Source organism: Bradyrhizobium sp. CCGUVB4N, assembly GCF_024199945.1.
In the GTDB taxonomy this organism is placed as follows: Bacteria; Pseudomonadota; Alphaproteobacteria; order Rhizobiales; family Xanthobacteraceae; genus Bradyrhizobium.
Genome location: NZ_JANADP010000001.1, coordinates 501,403 through 518,470 on the forward strand (window position 1 = coordinate 501,403; position 17,068 = coordinate 518,470).

Sequence of the window (17,068 nt, forward strand, 5' to 3'; positions counted from 1 at the left end):
GGCCGCGCGTCAATGCCGACCGGAGGAAACGAACAACAATGATCAAGCAATTCCAGTTTGGCTGCGCAGCCCTCGCCCTGATCGCCGCGGCAGTCCTGTCGGCTTCGCCCGCGCAGGCACAGCAGAAATCCGAGATCTCCCTGTCGCGGCAGCCCGGCATTTTCTACATGCCGAGCCACATCATGGAGAAGCAGAAGCTGATCGAGAAGCACGCAGGCTTGCTTGGCGTGCCCGGCGTCACCACCAAATGGGTCACCTTCTCGGGCGGCGGCGCGCAGACCGATGCGCTGCTCGCCGGCGGTGTCGATATCCTCAACACCGGCACCGGCAATCTCCTGTTGCTGTGGGATCGCACCCGCGGCGGCGTCAAGGGCATCGTCGCGACATCGGCGCAGCCGATGACACTGATCAGCCGCGACGCCAACATCAAGTCGATCAAGGATTTCGGCCCAAGCGACAAGATCGCGGTGCCGACCGTCAAGGTGTCGACGCAGGCCATCGTGCTGCAGATCGCGGCGGCAGAGGCCTTCGGCGCCGACCAATGGTCGAAGCTCGATGCCAACACGGTGCAGCTCGGTCATCCCGACGCCTATGCTGCGCTGTCGAACCCCAAGCACGAGGTGCATACGCACTTCTCGATCCCGCCCTTCACCTTCCTGGAGCTGAAGAACGTGCCGGGCGCGCATGTCGTGCTGAATTCGCCTGACGTGATGGGCGGCCCGCTCAGCCAGGCGCAGTTCTTCACCACGACCAAATTCGCCGATGCCAATCCAAAAATCATCCAGGCCGTGCGCGATGCGACCAAGGAAGCGCAGGACCTGATCCGCAGCGACACCAGGCAGGCCGTCGAGATCTACAAGGAAATCACCGGCGACAAGACCTCGGTCGAGGAGCTGCTCGATCTCCTGAAAGAGCCCGGCATGATGGAATGGAATCTCGAGCCGCAGGGCACGATGAAGTTCGCCGCCCATCTCTACAAGACCGGCACTCTGAAGACCCAGCCCAAGGCCTGGACCGACTATTATCTCCCCGTCGCGCACGACCTGAAGGGCAACTGATGGCACTGCTCGACGTCAGTGGGGTGACGCTGCGCTACAAGACCTCGAGCTCCGTCGTCACCGCCACGGAGAGGGTGAGCTTCACCGTCGACAAGTCCGACCGCTTCGTGCTGCTCGGACCGTCCGGCTGCGGCAAGTCGACCCTGCTCAAGGCGGTCGGCGGCTACATGTCACCGAGCGAAGGCCGCATGACGATCGGCGATCGCGAGATCCGCGGTCCCGGCGCCGACCGCATGATGATCTTCCAGGAATTCGACCAGCTGCTGCCCTGGAAGAGCGTGCTCGCCAACGTCATGTTTCCGCTGCTGACCGCGCGAAAGCTGTCGCGCAAGGACGCTGAAGCCCGCGCGCGGGCCTATATCGAGAAGGTCGGCCTCACCCGCGTCGTCGATGCCTATCCGCACACGCTCTCCGGCGGCATGAAGCAGCGCGTCGCGATCGCGCGCGGCATGGCGATGGAGCCGGACATCCTGCTGATGGACGAGCCATTCGCGGCACTCGACGCGCTGACGCGCCGGACCTGCCAGGACGAGCTGCTCCAGCTCTGGAGCGAAACCAAATTCACCGTGCTGTTCGTGACGCATTCGATCGCGGAAGCCATCCGCATCGGCAACCGCATCCTGCTGCTGTCGCCGCATCCCGGCCGCGTCAAGGCCGAGGTGGTGGACGTCGACAAGGTCGGCAATGACGACGGCAGCGCCGGCCGGCTGGAGAAGGAGATCCATGATCTCCTGTTCGCCGGCGAAGCCACGGCGCATTAGGGGGAGCCGCTCATGGGCGAAGCGAGAATCTTGCTGCGTGATGCCCCGGTCGCTGCTGTCAGCGGTGCGGGTGAGGTCGAGCGCAAGCTGAGCGTAGCCGAGTTGCTGTGGAACGACGGCTTTGTCCGCAAGACCGTCATCATCCTGTTCCTCGGCGCGGTCTGGGAGGCCTACGGCGTTTATCTCGACAATCCCCTGCTGTTTCCGACGCTGCACGACACGATCATGACGCTGTTCGATCGCGTGAAGGACGGCACCATCCCGATGCGGGCCTGGACCTCGCTGAAGGTCCTGTTCATGGGCTATTCGGCCGGCATCGTGCTGGCCGCTGTTTTCACGGTGCTCGCGATCTCCACGCGCATCGGCACCGACTTCCTGGAAACGGTGACGGCGATGTTCAACCCGTTGCCCGCGATCGCGCTGCTGCCGCTGGCGCTGATCTGGTTCGGGCTCGGCAATGGCAGTCTCGTTTTCGTGCTGATCCATTCGGTGCTGTGGCCGGTTGCACTCAACACCCATTCCGGCTTCAAGAGCGTGTCCAACACGCTACGCATGGTCGGCCGCAATTACGGCCTGCGCGGGCTGCCCTATGTGGCCAGGATCCTGATCCCGGCGGCCTTCGGCTCGATCCTGACCGGCCTCAAGATCGGCTGGGCCTTCGCCTGGCGCACGCTGATCGCGGCCGAGCTGGTGTTCGGTGTGTCCTCCGGGCAAGGCGGGCTCGGCTGGTTCATCTTTGAGAACCGCAACCTCCTCGACATACCTGCGGTCTTCGCAGGCCTCTTGACGGTGATTATCATCGGGCTCTTTGTCGAGAACCTGATCTTCCGCGCCATCGAGCGGAACACCGTGCAAAAATGGGGCACCCAATCATGACCAAGAAGAAAACACCCGACCAGCTCCGCAGCGCCCGCTGGTTCGCACCCGACGATCTCCGCTCGTTCGGCCACCGCTCCCGCGCCATGCAGATGGGCTACGCCCCGGAGGAGTGGAAGGACCGGCCGTGCATCGCGATCATCAACACCTGGTCGGAAGCGCAGCCCTGCCACATGCACTTCAAGTCGCGCGTCGACGACGTCAAGCGCGGCATCCTGATGGCCGGGGGCCTGCCGGTGGAATTGCCGGCGCTGTCGCTGTCGGAATCGCTGTTGAAGCCGACCACCATGCTTTATCGCAATCTCCTGGCGATGGAAGCCGAGGAGCTGCTGCGCAGCCACCCGGTTGACGGCGTGGTGCTGATGGGCGGCTGCGACAAGACCACGCCGGCGCTGCTGTTGGGGGCGACCTCGATGAACATTCCGGCGATCTATCTGCCGGCGGGTCCGATGCTGCGCGGCAACTGGAAGGGCAAGACGCTCGGGTCCGGCTCCGACGGCTGGAAATATTGGGACGAGCGGCGCGCCGGAAAGATCTCCGACAAGGACTGGCTCGACATCGAAGCCGGCATCGCCCGCAGCTACGGCACCTGCATGACCATGGGCACGGCCTCGACCATGACCGCGATCGCGGAAGCGATCGGCATGACGCTGCCGGGTGCCTCCTCGATTCCCGCGGCGGATGCCAACCACATCCGCATGGCCTCCGAATGCGGTCGCCGCATAGTCGAGATGGTGTGGGAGGACCTGACGCCGAAGACGATCCAGACCCGAAAAGCCTTCGAGAATGCCATTGCGGTCGCGATGGCGATGGGTTGCTCGACCAATGCGATCATCCATCTGATCGCGCAGGCCCGCCGTGCCGGCCAGGACATCGGGCTAGACGATTTCGAGATCGCGAGCCGCAAGGTCCCTGTTATCGCCAATGTTCGTCCGAGCGGCGATGCCTACCTCATGGAAGACTTCTTTTATGCCGGTGGCCTGCCGGCCTTGATGGGCCAGATCAAGGACCATCTGCATCTCGACTGCATCACGGTGAGCGGCAAGACTCTCGGTGAGAACATCGACGGCGCCGAGGTGCACAATGCCGATGTCATTCGCGGCATCGACAATCCCATCTACAAGGAAGGCGCGCTCGCCGTGCTCAAGGGCAATCTGGCCCCCGATGGCTGCGTCATCAAGCCGTCCGCCTGCGCGCCGCGTTTCCTCAAGCACACCGGTCCCGCGCTGGTGTTCGACGATTATCCGTCGATGAAGAAGGCGGTCGACGATCCCAATCTGGACGTCACCGAGGATCACATTCTCATTCTGCGCAATGCGGGGCCGCAGGGCGGGCCGGGCATGCCGGAATGGGGCATGCTGCCGATCCCGACAAAACTCGTGAAGCAGGGCGTGCGCGACATGGTGCGCATCTCGGATGCGCGCATGAGCGGAACCAGCTACGGCGCCTGCATCCTGCACGTCTCGCCGGAGTCCTACATCGGCGGCCCGCTGGCGCTGGTGCAGAACGGCGATCGCATCACGCTCGACGTCGCCGCGCGCACCATCAATCTCGATGTATCAGAGGCCGAGCTCGACAAGCGCCGCGCCGCCTGGAAGCAGCCCGAGCGCCGCTTCGAGCGCGGCTACGGCTGGATGTTCACAAAACACATCAAGCAGGCCAATGACGGCTGCGACTTCGACTTCCTCGAGACCGATTTCGGCGCGCCGATCGGCGAGCCGTCGATTTACTAGAGAGAACAATATGTCCAAACTCAGCGAAGCCACCCGCAACAAGCTCAAATCCGTCTCCACCGCGACCGTCGCCACCGCGCTGTTCAAGCGCGGCCTGCGCATCCAGATGATCCAGGATGTGCATCCGCTCGGGGCCGACCAGCCGACCATGGTCGGCGAGGCCTTCACGCTGCGTTACATGCCGGCGCGCGAGGATCTCAACACCATCGACGTCTTTAGGGATCACTCCCATCCGCAGCGCAAGGCGGTCGAGGATTGCCCGCCGGGCGCGGTGCTGGTGATGGACAGCCGCAAGGACGCGCGCGCGGCTTCGGCCGGCGCGATCCTGGTGACGCGGTTGATGAAGCGCGGCGTCGCCGGCGTCGTCACCGACGGCGGCTTTCGCGACTCCGCGGAGATCGCCAAGCTCGGCATCCCCGCCTATCATCACCGCCCCTCGGCGCCGACGAACCTCACGCTGCACCAGGCGATCGAGATCAACGTCCCCATCGGTTGCGGCGATGCGCCGGTGTTTCCCGGTGACGTCATCCTCGGTGATGCCGACGGCGTCATCGTCATCCCCGCGCATCTTGCCGATGAGATCGCCAACGAAACGTTCGAGATGACCGCGTTCGAGGATTTCGTCACCGAGGAAGTCGGCAAAGGCCGCGGCATTTTCGGTCTCTATCCCGCCACCGATCCGCAGACGCTGATCGACTTCGCCGAATGGCGGAAGAAGAACGGCCGCTAAGGCCACGCATCACGACCACTTCAAGAAACAGGCCGGCCACATCAAGTGCCGGCCTTTTACAAGCAGGGAGGACTTTTATGAATTTCACGCGACGCAGTCTCTTGTCCGGCGCAGGGAGCGCGGCGGCTTCGATGCTGCTGGCCCGCGCGGCCGGCGCCCAGTCGTTTCCGTTCACGCCGGCCCAGCGCTATCCGGACCCGGCCGTCCAGATCCTCGATCCGAGTTTTACAAAATACCGCCTCTATTCCTCGACGCTGGAGCAGGTTGCGACCGGCCTGCGCTGGGCCGAAGGTCCGGTCTATTTTCCGGAAGGCGGCTATCTGCTGTTCTCCGACATTCCCAACAACCGGATCATGAAGTTCGACGAGAAGACCGGCCAGACCAGCGTGTTCCGCGCCAACGCCAATTACGCCAACGGCAATGCGCGCGACCGTCAGGGTCGCCTCGTCACCTGCGAGCACTCCGTCACGCGCCGCATCACCCGCACCGAGAAGGACGGCAAGATCACCGTGCTTGCCGACAAGTTCGACGGCAAGCGGCTGAACGCGCCGAACGACATCGTGGTGAAGTCCGACGACAGCATCTGGTTCACCGATCCCACCTTCGGCATCGGCGGCGAGTGGGAGGGCAAGAAGGAGAAGCCGGAGCAGGCCACCACCAATGTCTATCGCATCGCCAAGGACGGCAAGCTCACCGCCGTGCTCACTGATCTCGTCAATCCCAACGGCATCGCCTTCTCGCCGGACGAGAAGAAGCTCTATGTCGTCGAGTGGAAGGGCACGCCCAATCGCAGCATCTGGAGCTACAATGTCGGCGACGATGGCTCGCTGAGCGGCAAGACCAAGCTGATCGATGCCGCGGATCAAGGCTCGCTCGACGGCTTCCGCGTCGACCGCGACGGCAATCTCTGGTGCGGCTGGGGCTCGAACGGCGCCTTGCAGTCCGAGCCGAGCGACGTCGGCGGCCGCAAGGTCTATCAGCTCAAGGGCAAGTCGGAAGACCTCGACGGCGTCATGGTGTTCAACCCCGAAGGCAAGCCGCTCGCCTTCATCAAGCTGCCCGAACGCTGCGAAAATCTCTGCTTCGGTGGTCCCAAGAACAACCGCCTTTACATGGCGAGCTGCCACTCGATCTACGCGCTCTATGTGGAGGCGCAGGGCGCGGTGTGAGGACGGCTGTGGGGCGGTAACTCGCCCCACAAACTCCACCGTCGTCCCGGCGAAGGCCGGGACCCATAACCACAGGAAGTGGTTTGGCGAAGACTCGCAGTTAAAGAATCTTCGATGGTACTGCTTCCGCACTTCACCGATAAATCACGCGGTATGGGTCCCGGCGTTCGCCGGGACGACGGCGGTGGGTGTGGCTTACACCCCCGCCTCGGCCATCCCCGTCGCCCACAGCGCGAACGCATACACGATCGCGACCTCGTCGAGCCGGTCGAAGCGCCCCGACGCGCCGCCGTGGCCGGCGCCCATGTTGGTGCGGAGCAGGACCGGACCGCCACCCGTCATGGTCGCGCGAAGGCGTGCGATCCATTTGGCGGGCTCCCAATAGGTGACGCGCGGATCAGTCAAGCCGCCCATCGCCAAAATCGCCGGATAGTCCTTGGCCGCGACATTGTCGTAGGGCGAGTAGGACAGGATGGTGCGGAAATCCTTTTCGCTCTCGATCGGGTTGCCCCATTCCGGCCATTCCGGCGGCGTCAGCGGCAGCGTGTCGTCGAGCATGGTGTTGAGCACGTCGACGAACGGCACTTCGGCGACGATGCCGGCGAACAATTCACCGGCGCGGTTCGCGACCGCGCCCATCAGCATGCCGCCGGCCGATCCGCCATGGCCGACGATACGCTTGGCGCTCGTGTATTTCGCATCGATCAGCGCGCGGGCACTGGCGGCGAAATCGTCGAACGAATTGGTCTTCTTCTCGCGCTTGCCGTCGAGATACCAGCCCCAGCCCTTGTCGGCGCCGCCGCGGATATGGGCGATGGCGTAGACGAAGCCGCGGTCGACCAGCGACAGACGGTTGGCGTTGAACGAGGCCGGCATCGCCATGCCGTAGGAGCCGTAGCCATAGAGCAGCAGCGGCGCCGCGCCGTCGAGCTTGAGCCCGCGACGATAGAGGATCGAGACCGGCACCTCGGCGCCGTCCTGCGCCTTCGCCATGATGCGCGTGGTGACGTAGTCGGCCGCATCGTGGCCGGACGGAATCTCCTGGCGCTTGCGCAAGGTGCGCGTGCGCCTGGCCATGTCGTAGTCGTAGACCTCCGACGGCGTCGTCATCGACGAATAAGCAAAGCGCAAAGTCGTCGTGTCGAATTCGTAGGAGCCCATCGTGTCCAGCGAGTAGGCGGCCTCGTCGAAGGCGATGGCGTGCTCTTCTCCGCCGGCGAGCTCGCGGATCACGATCGCCGGCAGCGCATTGGCGCGCTCCAGCCGCACCAGATGGCCGGCATAGAGGTCGAGATCGATGATGTAGATGCCGGGACGATAGGGGATCAGGTCGCGCCAGTTCTTCCGCTCGGGTTGGCTGAGCGGCGCGGTGACGATCTTGAAGTCGATGGCGTTGTCGGCATTGGTGAGGATGAAGAGTTCGTCGCCGCGATCGGCGAGCGAATATTGCACGCCCTCTTCGCGCGCCGCGACGAGACGCGGCGGCGCGTCGGGGTTGGCGAGATCGATCAGCCGCTGCTCGGAGGTTTCGTGGTCGCCACCGGCGATCACGCAGAAGCGGCCGCTGGTGCTCTCATGCAGATGGGTGAACCAGCCGGAATCCTGTTCCTCATAGACCAGCGTATCGTCGGCCTGCCTGGTGCCGAGCCGGTGCCGCCACACCTGCATCGGACGGTGATTGTCGTCGAGCTTAACATAGAAGAAGGATTTCGCATCCTTGCTCCAGACCACGCCGCCGTCGGTCTCCTCGACGACGTCGTCGAGGTCGTTGCCATCGGCCCAGTCGCGCACGCGGATCGTAAAATATTCCGAACCCTTGGTGTCGGCGCTCCAGGCCTGCAGTCTGTGATCGTCCGAGTGGCGGCTGCCGCCGAACTTGAAGTATTTGTGGTCCTTGGCGAGCGCATCGCCGTCGAGCACGATATGGCTTTCGCCGCCGTCACGCGGCATGCGGCCGAACAATTCATGCTGGCCGCCCTCGCGAAACTTACGGAAATAGGCGAACGGTCCATCCGGCGACGGCACGCTGGAATCGTCTTCCTTGATGCGCCCGCGCATCTCGCGCACCAGCGTCTTCTGCAGGCCTGCCGTGTGGCCGAGCAGGCTCTCGGTGTAGCCGTTCTCCTCATCCAGATATTTGCGGATGTCGGGATCGAGCACCTTGGGATCGCGCAGCACCTCCTGCCATTTCGCGTCCTTCAGCCAGGCATAGTCGTCGGTGACGGTGATGCCGTGGTGGGTGAAGGAATGCGGCCGGCGCGGGGCGACGGGAGCGGTCGGGGTCGTGCTGGCGGATTTGGGCAAATCGATCCTCGATACAGGCGGAGTGTCTCGCCTCTATATCAGATCGAATGTGGGGGATTTAAAGAAGCTCCAAAGCCGATGTGACGCGCCGAAGCCACCTCAAACTCCGCCGTCGTCCCGGCGAACGCCGGGACCCATAACCCCAGGGAGGAGTTTGGCGAAGACTGGCAATTAACGGGCCTGGCTCCGGTAGATCGCGGGCAACCGATAGATCACGCGGTATGGGTCCCGGCGTTCGCCGGGACGACACCGAGTGTGTGGCGCGCGCCTGCGCCTACACCGCGACCTGCTCGCCCAGATACGCCACCGCCGCCTCGAGCCCGCCCTTGCCGTGCGGGATCTTCAGCGCGTTGAGGCCGACCTCGATCACGCCCAGCGTGCCGAGCAGCATCGGCGCGTTGACATGGCCCATATGGGCGATGCGGAACGCTTGTCCGGAGAGATCGCCGATGCCGGTGCCGAGCACGACGCCGCACTTCTCCTTGCAATAGCGCTGCAGCACCGCGGGATCATGGCCGGTGGTCATGGTCACCGTGGTCACGGTGTTGGAGCGCTCGTGCGGTTCGGCGACGTTGAAGCCGAGCACCTGGCCCTCCGTCCACGCGCCGACGGCGCGTCGCGTGGCCTCTCCAAGCAGGGCGTGGCGGCGGAACGCGTTCTCCAGCCCTTCCTCGTGAATGAGATCGATGGCTTGGCGTAGCGCGAACAGCAGATGCACCGGCGCGGTGCCGGCATATTTGCGATAATTCTCCGTGCCCTCGCGCTCGCTCCAGCTCCAATAGGGCGTCGCCATGTTGGCGCGTCTGTGGACCTCCTGCGCGCGTGCGCTGGCGGCCACGAAGCCAAGGCCGGGCGGTGTCATCAGGCCCTTTTGCGAGCCGGACATCGCGACGTCGACGCCCCATTTGTCCATCTCGAACGGCATGCAGCCGAGCGACGCCACGGTGTCGACCATGTACAGCGCGGGATGGCCGGCCGCCTTGATGGCCTTGCCGATCGCCTCGATGTCGTTCTGCACGCCCGACGCCGTGTCGATCTGGACGACGACGACGGCCTTGATCTTGTGCTCGGTGTCGCGGCGCAGCCGCTCCTCGACCTCGTGCGGCCGCACCGCGCGGCGCCAGTCGCCCTTGAGCACCTCGACCTCGGCGCCCATCAAGGCTGCCGCATTGCCCCAGCCGATCGCAAACCGTCCGCTCTCCAGCACCAGCACCTTGTCGCCGCGCGACAGCACGTTGCTCAGCGCGGCTTCCCAGGCGCCGTGGCCGTTGGCGATGTAGATGTAGGACTTGCCCTTGGTCGCGAACAGACCAGAGATGTCGCGCAGCAGGCTCTCGGTCAGGTCGAGCATCTCCCTGGAATAGATGTCGATCGCCGGACGATGCATCGCCTGCAGCACCGCGTCGGGCATCGTGGTGGGCCCGGGGATGGCCAGAAATTCCCGGCCCGCGCGAACGGTCATTGCTATCTTCCTTGTGTCGTGAAGACTGTCTGGAGGGTTGCTTCGTTACGCTTTTACGCGCCGGCGGCCTGCAAGAAAAGCGCGCAAAACGCAGGTCTGGGGCTCTTATCTCTTGGTTTCCCGGCAGCCGGCGGCCTCGGCCTCCTCGACCGAACAGAACCAGCGGGTGCCCTTGCTGATCTTCATCTTGATCTGGGTGTACCAGCGGCTGGTCGGGGTGTGGTAGATGCACTCGCCGGCGGTGTTGACGTTGCCCTTGATGGTGCAGTCCGGCGAGGGCGCAACCGGCCCCGAGGCCGAGGCGAGCAGCACCGAATGGGCGCCTTCGGGCGGCTTGGTGGCGCCCAGAATCGTCGTCTTCTTGTTGCGCACGCGCCAGTCCCAGGGGGCGATGAAGGCGCCCTGCCACATCCCGGCTTTCGCCTCACGCGCGGCAGCTTCGTCGGCCTCGTAGTCCTTGGAGATGCGGACATAGGCCAGCGCCCAGCCACTGCGCACCAGCCATTTCTGGATGTCTTCGCCGCCGACCTCGCAGCGCGCCACCGTGCGGCCGCGCCGGTCGATCGAGCGGGCATGGCAGACCCAGTTCTTGCCCTCGGTGTATTTGGCGAGCTCGTCGCGTGCGGCGACGCCGCAGGTCCAGCGCTCGGATTTGTTGTTGAGGCAGAGCTGGTCGGCCGATGGCGCGTCGATGCCGCCAAGCCGGATCCGCGTGCTGCCGATCAGGACGGAATCGCCATCGCGGACCTTGGCGGTGCCGGTGATGTCAGCCGCTTGCGCCAGTGAAGGCAGGCTGAGCAGAGACAGCGCAATCAGGAATTTTCGCAACATGCCGGTCCGCATTGTCGTCCGCATCGTCTTGGGAACTTGATAAGCCGCGCAATTGTGGTCGGCTTTGGGCCACGCGACCAGCATAGGCCTAACGGAGAGGCTTTCAACTTCCCGTCATTGCGGTCTTGCTTACCCTCCCCTGGAGGGGGAGGGTCGATCGCGCGAAGCGCGAGCGGGGTGGGGTGACAGTCTCTCCGCGATCAACAGTGCCCGAGTGGAGAGATCACCCCACCCCGTCACGCAATCTCGCTTCGCTCGTCACGTGCCGACCCTCGAGCGAGCTACGCTCGTCTCGGACCCCTCCAGGGGAGGGTAAGAGCACGACCTCACCGCCCCGCCATGGCCCGCTTCGCCACCGCCAGTCCCAGCAACACGAACGCCGACGTCACCTCGGGCCCGCCGACCAGGATCCGCGTCGGGGTCTTCATCTTGTTCCATTCATAGGCGCGGAACGGGCCGCGGCGGCCGCCTTCACCGAGGGCATCGACGATCACGTTCAGGGCGGGGGCAAAGGCGCGCGGGTCGGCGCCGAGATGGCCGAGTGCGATCAGCGCCAGTGCTGCGTCGAACACGTTCATTTCCGCGGCCATCAGCTCGCCCTTGACATAGGACAGCACGCGATGGCGGATGAAATCGAAATCGCCATCGGGATCGATCGCGGCCTGCGCGGCCAGCGGCAGCGCCAGGAAGGCGGCATAGCAGCGGCCGAAATAGGCGCTGTAGAGCTCCGGCAGATAATAGATGTGCGAGCGCGGATTGGCGAAGGCACCGCTCGCCGCCAGCCGCTTCTGGAAGCCGATGATGCGATGCACGGTCGCGAGCCGCGCCGGCGTCTCCAGAATCTTCCAGCGCGCCAGATTGCGAAAGCTCACTTCGAGAATGTCGAGATTGAGCGTCGGATCGAGATCGTTGCCGTAGGGGCGCTCGCCCTTGAGGTTGTCGATCCAGGTCGCAACGCCGCCCTCGTAATCGATATTGTCATTGAGCGGCACCGTCACGCGCGGCTCGTTGACACCCGCATGCACCTGGTAGCCGGAGTAGAAATCCAGCAGCGGCTGGTCGATGATCGCATCGGTGCAGCCGGCCTGCGTCGCCGCGGAGATCGAGCACGCCGTGGTGTCGCAATCCGGCACATAGACGCCGAAGCCGAGGTCCTGCTTGATCTGCGCAAAATAGCGCGAAAAGCGCGGATGCGGCGCCGGCGCGAGCGCGGTGATGACGTTGAAGCGCTGGCCGTCGATACCCTCGACTTCTTCGCGGCTGATGTTGACGCAGAAATCGACCATGTCGGCGATCGCGCGCTCGGCCGCGGTCTTGTCGGCTGGCGTGGCGAGCCCGGTCTCGACGTAGCTGAGCAATGCTTCGATGAAGAACGCGTCGTAATAGGCCGAGCGGTGGCGGATCTGCACCGGCTCCCACATCGGTTCGGCAATGCCGCGCCAGGGCGGATTGACCACGGCGGCGGCCTTCGAGCGCGCGATGAAGACGCGGGCGAGGTTGAACAGCAGCGACGAGTTCTTGTAGCCGCGCGCGTTCAGCCCGGTGAGCGCCATGATCAGCTCGCGCCCGCGGAAGTCGGGATCGCCGATCAGGTTGAACGCGGCATAGGTCGGCAGGAAACCGTTCTTGCGGTACGAGCCGAGCAGATGCTGCGCGCAATCGCGGATCACGCCGTCGATGTGCGATTGCGCCGGCATCGCGCCGACGAAATTGACCGGCGGCGGTTTGGGATGGTCGAGCGCGATGGTGTCGACGAGGTCGGCAATGGGCTGGCCGACCGCAGCCCAGTCGGGCTCGGTCTCGTCGCGGGCGCGGACCAAAGCCTCGCGCAGCCGGGTCAGCCTGGCCTCGTCGCGCAGATCGCTCAGGCCGGCGCGGCGCAGCAACACCCGCAGTGCGGGATTGCCGAGCGCGGTCTTGTAGAATTTTGCCAGATGCGGATCGCCGCTGGCTTGGCCCGACAATATGGGATCGCAGACGTCATAAAGAGAGGGGCCGTCTTTGCGCGCCGTCAGCGCCCGGCACGCGGCTCCTGCGAAATAATGAAAGCTCATGAAATACCTGGTCGCGGGGGACTTATCCGGGGAGAGGGTCGATGACCCACCCCCTGCAAGTCTTTGAAAAAGCTACCCGGATTCGCAGGAAATTCAAATGTGACTGACGTCACAGAAAAACCCGGCACGGGAGCTGCATGATCAACCTCCGGAAGGCTACGGGGAGGCTCAAAATGGAGAAATTCGGATCGCGTAATTAACCAACATATTCAGCGGCTTAGATCAAATTTTGGGCGATCTATTGCCGTGCTGGCTATATCCGGTTAAGGGTTTGTTTGGTGCGGCGCCGCAAATTGCGCGCAATTCGGGGACACATCCCCGGCCAATCCCTCAAACCTGAAGACGCCATCGCGCTACTCAAACAGTGTGCGCGCGCTAGGCCGGTCTTTGGCACTGACAGGAATGAAGCGAGATGAATGTAAGGCAGCTCGACATTTCCCGACGTTCGATTGCCCTGGCCGCAGCCCTCATCGGCACGGTGTCGCTGGCGATTGGCGCCCATGCTGCCCTCAACATGCGCTCGCTCGACGCCGCCAAGGCCGTCTCGACCGATCAGGTCACGGGTTCGGTGGGCCAGAGCTCGCGTCTCGCGCTCGTCATCGGCAATGGCCATTATCCCGACGCCACCGCGCCGCTGACGCAGTCGATCAACGACGCGCGGGCGCTGTCCTCGTCGCTGCGCAAGAGCGGTTTTGACGTCGACATGGTGGAAGACGCGAGCAAGGACGACATGGTCCGCGCCGTCAACCGTCTCAAGTCCCGCATCAAGCACGACACCACCGTCATGCTGTTCTTCGGCGGCTACGGCGTGCAGGCCGGTCGCGAGAGCTACATGCTGCCGGTCGATGCCGTGATCTGGAAGGAAAGCGACGTCCGCCGCCAGGGCGTCTCCATCGAGGGCGTGCTCAACATGATGAAGGAGCAGGGCGCCAAGGCCAAGCTCGTCGTCGTCGATGCGTCCCGCCGCAATCCCTATGAGCGCCGCTTCCGCTCTTACTCGCACGGCCTCGCGCCGATCGGCACGCCCGACAATGCGCTGATCCTCTCCTCGGCCTCGCCCGGCAAGGTCGTCGACGACGGCAAGGGCGAGCACTCGACGCTGGTCAGCGAGCTCCTCGCCAATCTCGATGCGCAGGGCAGCGCCGAAAGCGTCTTCAACAAGACCCGCGTCGCCATCTCCCGCGCCTCCGAAGGCGACCAGGTCCCGGCGGTTTCGTCCTCGCTGCTCGAGGACGTGCATTTCGATCAGGCCGGCGGCTAGTTCTTTCTCGTAGAGCTTGCGAGCTCTCGTAGGGTGGGCAAAGGCGCAACGCGCCGTGCCCACGATCTCCCAAGGTTCAATTCGATAGAGGACGTGGGCACGCTACGCTTTGCCCACCCTACGGCATGCGTGTGTGCCGCACGACTGCCTCTCCACCGTGCGGCGCGAGCTACTTCGCCGCCTCCGCGGCCATCACCGGGCGCACGGGATCGCCTTCGCGCAACAGCGCGCCGGCACGGGCGACGACGATATCGCCTTCGTTGAGGCCGTCGCGGACTTCGATATTGCCGCCCGACATCAATCCGGTCTCGACGCGCTTGGTCTCGACGCGATTGCGGCGGATCACCTGCACCACGGTGCCGGCGGATGAATATTGCACCGCTGTCAGCGGCACCGCGACGTTGCAGCTCTGCCCGGTCTTGATCAGTGCGCGCCCGCTCGCATTCAGCAGCAGCCGCTTCTGCGAGGAGATACCGATATAGACCATGCCTTGCTGGATGTTCGGCTCGACCGTCGGGCCGATGCGGCGCACCTTGCCGTCGATATCGCCGGCGCCGGCGATGCGCACGGTGACAGGCTGATTGACCGCGAGCTTCCTGACATCGTTGGTCGCGACCAGGGCGACGAGATCATATTCGCTGCGCGCCACGATGGTGAACAGCGCCTCGCCCTTGGCCGAGGCGAGGTTGCCGATCTGCGCGGTCGAGGTGGCGATGACGCCGGCGACGGGGGCGGTGACCTGCAGCGTGCCGCCTTCGGGCAGCGCCAGCCGCGCCAGCACCTGGCCCGCCGTCGTGGTATCGCCGGCTTCGGCCAGAACTTCCGTCACCTTCAGCCCCGGGCGCTCGGGCCGCACCGAGGTTTCCTCGCGCGCGATGATCGTGCCGGTGGCCTCGACGATGTCGGAGAAACAGGATTTTGCCGCCTTCAGCACCGTGACCGCCGGCCCCTTGGGCGCGTCGTCATCGGCCGCGCGCACCGGCTGGGTGGAGACCAGCACCAGTCCGGCAAGGGCAACGAAGGTCTGGGGAAAGGAACGCGCAGGCAATGAACGCATCGGTCAGTCCGGTTGGCGGCAAGAAGGCTTCAATCGATAGCAGAAGCGGCAGCACTGGGCCATGGGCTGACCGGATGAGAAATGCCGCAGCAGCGCAGGCGGCGAGGTGCCGCCTGTTGAATTAGTCACTGCACAAGCCAAGAGGTTCGCCGTCCTTGCCCTCTCCCGCAAGGGGGAGGGAACAGAGAGAGTGCCGACCGCTCACATCGCGCGCTTCGGTCCGATCGCCTCGAAGCCGGCCTTCTGCCCGTCGCTCAGGTCCGCTTCGAAATCATCGAGCGCATCGACGACGCCGCCGACCGCCTGCCGCATCTTCTCGAGCCGCGCCTTCACGGCGGCGAGGCGGGCCTGTGGTGTCGCGGCCGCTTTGATCGTGCAAGGACTGAGCGTCTCCATCGTGCGCAGCGTGGTGTCCTGGAGCACGTCGAGCCGGGCGCGCGCGGTGTCGTCGAGCTTGAGCGCGCCGACGATATCGGCCGCGGGCCATTGCTGTTGCACGAGCTGCTCGTATTGGCGCTGGGCCTGCACATCGTAGCGGGGGTCGTAGTTCGGATCGCAGGCCGAGGCGGCCTGCGCGTCCTTGTGCTGGGCGGAGGCAAGCGCAGCGCGGCGTTCGTTGGCCAGCGACTCGAGCTTTGCTTTCTGGCTGTCATCGAGAAGGTCGACGAATTTGACCAGCGGTGCCGTCAGTGCATCCGTTGCCTTGATCATGGCATCAAGCCTTGTCTGCATCACGCCAAGGCGTTCCGCCGCGATCATTGGCGCCTGCGCCGGGCACGAGGCGCGGATGGTATCGCGCGCCGAGGCCCAGGCGGCGTTGAGATCGTCGAGCGCTGTGCGCTGCATCTCGTTCGGCTGCACCGCGGCGGCGATGCGGTCGACGGGCAAGCCGCCGGTGTCGCTGCCATCACAGACCGCCTCCACCGACGGGACTCTTCGCGCACGACGTCCTTGTGGGGCGGTGTAGGCGGCGAGCTCCGGGGCCGCATAGGGCGCGAAGATCGCCGCATAGATATCGCTATAGCCGTAAAGCGAGAGGCTGGTCGTGTCGCCGAAGACCACCGCGGTGGTGAGATCGTCATGCGCGAACGGCCAGAACACGGGACCGATCCAGCCATAGCTGCCGTCGGGGTGACGCCACCAGCCCTGCGGACGGCGGCCGCCGTGCCAGCCTGACAGGGCGGCACCCGCGGTGAGCGCGGCACGCAAAACGTAGGGGTTGGCGGGCTGACCGCGCTCGGCACCACGTGGGTCCTGCGATCTCAACGCGGCGTCACGGGTGCGGCCGCTTCGCACGCCCATCCGGGCGTGGCGCAATCGCGACAGGCCGATGACGTGACCGACGGCGAAGCGCGCAACGCCGAGCGGCCCGCCGCGCAATCCGAACTGCGCTTCCGCGCGATTCGGCAACAGCATTGCCAGAATCGCGAAGACCGCACCCACGAACGGCAGTCCCAAGCGCGATCGCGACATGACCGTTGAGTTGACCACCGAGATGATCACTTCTTGGCCCTCCTCCAGCGCCAAGCGCGCACCACGTCTCATCAAGAAGACGCGCCGGGGAACCAAAGGTTCCGCGCCGAGACGGTCAAAGCGTCGCGGAGTGTGACGATGCGGTGCCCTTACCTCGCCCCGCTTGCGGGGAGAGGTCGGAACGCATCGTCAGATGCGTTCCGGGTGAGGGGGTAAAGATCTATCGAGGGACGACGCTCGCGGAGAGAGCCCTCTCACCCCGCGCTCAGCGCGAGCGCAGCTCGTCGCGGCCCCGTAAG

At 64.8% G+C, this 17,068-nt stretch carries 13 protein-coding genes; 7 read left to right on the forward strand and 6 right to left on the reverse strand.

What is annotated here, in order from left to right; genetic code table 11:
• Positions 1-38: 38 nt before the first annotated feature.
• The 6 genes from NLM31_RS02400 (at position 39) to NLM31_RS02425 (ending at position 6,327) form a co-directional block, all read left to right on the forward strand.
• Entirely contained in the window at positions 39-1,058 is a 1,020-nt protein-coding gene (locus NLM31_RS02400; protein ID WP_254191341.1) for an ABC transporter substrate-binding protein, read from the forward strand.
• A complete protein-coding gene (locus NLM31_RS02405; RefSeq protein ID WP_254191342.1) occupies positions 1,058-1,819 on the forward strand; it encodes an ABC transporter ATP-binding protein in 762 nt (253 codons plus the stop codon). The genes NLM31_RS02400 and NLM31_RS02405 overlap by 1 nt, the downstream gene beginning before the upstream one ends.
• A 12-nt stretch (positions 1,820-1,831) precedes the next feature.
• The gene (locus tag NLM31_RS02410) at positions 1,832-2,695 is read left to right on the forward strand and encodes an ABC transporter permease (RefSeq protein ID WP_254127729.1); all 864 of its coding nucleotides are present in this window, start codon (positions 1,832-1,834) and stop codon (positions 2,693-2,695) included.
• Complete coding sequence (gene araD / locus NLM31_RS02415; RefSeq protein WP_254191343.1) at positions 2,692-4,428, forward strand: L-arabinonate dehydratase; 1,737 nt, start codon at positions 2,692-2,694, stop codon at positions 4,426-4,428. Before NLM31_RS02410 ends, araD begins: the two co-directional genes overlap by 4 nt.
• Positions 4,429-4,438: 10 nt before the next feature.
• Entirely contained in the window at positions 4,439-5,158 is a 720-nt protein-coding gene (locus NLM31_RS02420; RefSeq protein ID WP_254191344.1) for a ribonuclease activity regulator RraA, read from the forward strand.
• Positions 5,159-5,235: 77 nt separating this feature from the next.
• Positions 5,236-6,327: an SMP-30/gluconolactonase/LRE family protein gene (locus NLM31_RS02425; RefSeq protein ID WP_254191345.1), complete on the forward strand. Its 1,092-nt coding sequence runs from the start codon at positions 5,236-5,238 to the stop codon at positions 6,325-6,327.
• Positions 6,328-6,522: 195 nt separating this feature from the next.
• Here NLM31_RS02425 and NLM31_RS02430 read toward each other — a convergent pair whose 3' ends face one another.
• The 4 genes from NLM31_RS02430 to NLM31_RS02445 form a co-directional block, all read right to left on the reverse strand.
• Entirely contained in the window at positions 6,523-8,631 is a 2,109-nt protein-coding gene (locus NLM31_RS02430; RefSeq protein ID WP_254191346.1) for a S9 family peptidase, read from the reverse strand.
• Positions 8,632-8,905: 274 nt separating this feature from the next.
• The gene (locus NLM31_RS02435; RefSeq protein ID WP_254127734.1) at positions 8,906-10,093 is read right to left on the reverse strand and encodes an alanine--glyoxylate aminotransferase family protein; all 1,188 of its coding nucleotides are present in this window, start codon (positions 10,091-10,093) and stop codon (positions 8,906-8,908) included.
• Positions 10,094-10,198: 105 nt separating this feature from the next.
• Positions 10,199-10,924 (reverse strand): thermonuclease family protein, encoded by a 726-nt coding sequence (locus NLM31_RS02440; RefSeq protein WP_254191347.1) that lies wholly within the window; start codon positions 10,922-10,924, stop codon positions 10,199-10,201.
• Positions 10,925-11,250: 326 nt separating this feature from the next.
• A complete protein-coding gene (locus NLM31_RS02445) occupies positions 11,251-12,978 on the reverse strand; it encodes a hypothetical protein (protein WP_254191348.1) in 1,728 nt (575 codons plus the stop codon).
• 412 nt (positions 12,979-13,390) lie between these two features.
• Between NLM31_RS02445 and NLM31_RS02450 the strand changes: the two genes are divergently transcribed.
• Positions 13,391-14,239, forward strand: a complete 849-nt coding sequence (locus tag NLM31_RS02450; protein WP_254127737.1) for a caspase family protein — start codon at positions 13,391-13,393, stop codon at positions 14,237-14,239.
• A 169-nt stretch (positions 14,240-14,408) separates the two neighbouring features.
• Here the strand turns inward: NLM31_RS02450 and NLM31_RS02455 are convergent, their stop codons facing one another.
• Both NLM31_RS02455 and NLM31_RS02460 read right to left on the reverse strand, forming a co-directional pair.
• Positions 14,409-15,296 (reverse strand): efflux RND transporter periplasmic adaptor subunit, encoded by an 888-nt coding sequence (locus NLM31_RS02455; protein WP_254127738.1) that lies wholly within the window; start codon positions 15,294-15,296, stop codon positions 14,409-14,411.
• Positions 15,297-15,497: 201 nt separating this feature from the next.
• Positions 15,498-16,769, reverse strand: a complete 1,272-nt coding sequence (locus tag NLM31_RS02460; protein WP_254196125.1) for a Spy/CpxP family protein refolding chaperone — start codon at positions 16,767-16,769, stop codon at positions 15,498-15,500.
• Positions 16,770-17,068: the final 299 nt, after the last annotated feature.